Origin of the sequence: Romboutsia faecis (genome assembly GCF_014323405.1) — a bacterium.
Taxonomy (GTDB): Bacteria; Bacillota; Clostridia; order Peptostreptococcales; family Peptostreptococcaceae; genus Romboutsia_E; species Romboutsia_E faecis.
The window spans coordinates 1-515 of record NZ_JACRWE010000038.1 but is presented as its reverse complement, the minus strand read 5'-3'; the positions used below and the strand labels follow the sequence as shown (position 1 = coordinate 515).

Annotated in this window: 5 tRNA genes; all 5 read left to right on the top strand. The window is 51.1% G+C overall.

From position 1 onward, the window contains the following. The first annotated feature begins 36 nt into the window (after nt 1-36). Nucleotides 37-113: transfer RNA gene (locus tag H8923_RS17145), tRNA-Pro, on the top strand. A gap of 11 nt (nt 114-124) precedes the next feature. Further along, a tRNA-His gene (locus tag H8923_RS17140) sits at nt 125-201 on the top strand. Nucleotides 202-208: 7 nt separating this feature from the next. Further along, nucleotides 209-284: transfer RNA gene (locus H8923_RS17135), tRNA-Lys, on the top strand. 7 nt (nt 285-291) lie between these two features. Further along, nucleotides 292-365, top strand: a tRNA-Cys gene (locus tag H8923_RS17130). Nucleotides 366-398: 33 nt separating this feature from the next. Next, a tRNA-Leu gene (locus H8923_RS17125) sits at nt 399-487 on the top strand. The last annotated feature ends 28 nt before the right edge of the window (nt 488-515 follow it).

The following is a 515-nucleotide window of genomic DNA, read 5'->3' as shown; positions in this document are numbered from 1 at the left end:
GGGGTTCGAGTCCCTGATGGTCCACCACTTAAATCTCGAGGTGTAGCGCAGTTTGGTAGCGCACTTGGTTTGGGACCATGGGGCCGGGGGTTCGAGTCCCTTCACCTCGACCATTAAAAATATGGTGGGTATAGCTCAGTTGGTTAGAGCGCCAGATTGTGGCTCTGGAGGTCGTGAGTTCGACTCTCATTATCCACCCCATACATATGATCCATTAGCTCAGTCGGTAGAGCACCTGACTTTTAATCAGGGTGTCCCGCGTTCGAGTCGCGGATGGATCACCATTTATAAGGCGACATAGCCAAGTGGTAAGGCAGTGGACTGCAACTCCTTGATCTCCAGTTCGAATCTGGATGTCGCCTCCACTAAATAAAAAAGTTCTTATGAACATTATATGTGCCGAAGTGGCGGAACTGGCAGACGCACAGGACTTAAAATCCTGCGGGACTTACCTCTCGTACCGGTTCGATTCCGGTCTTCGGCACCACATATAATATCGCGGGGTGGAGCAGTTG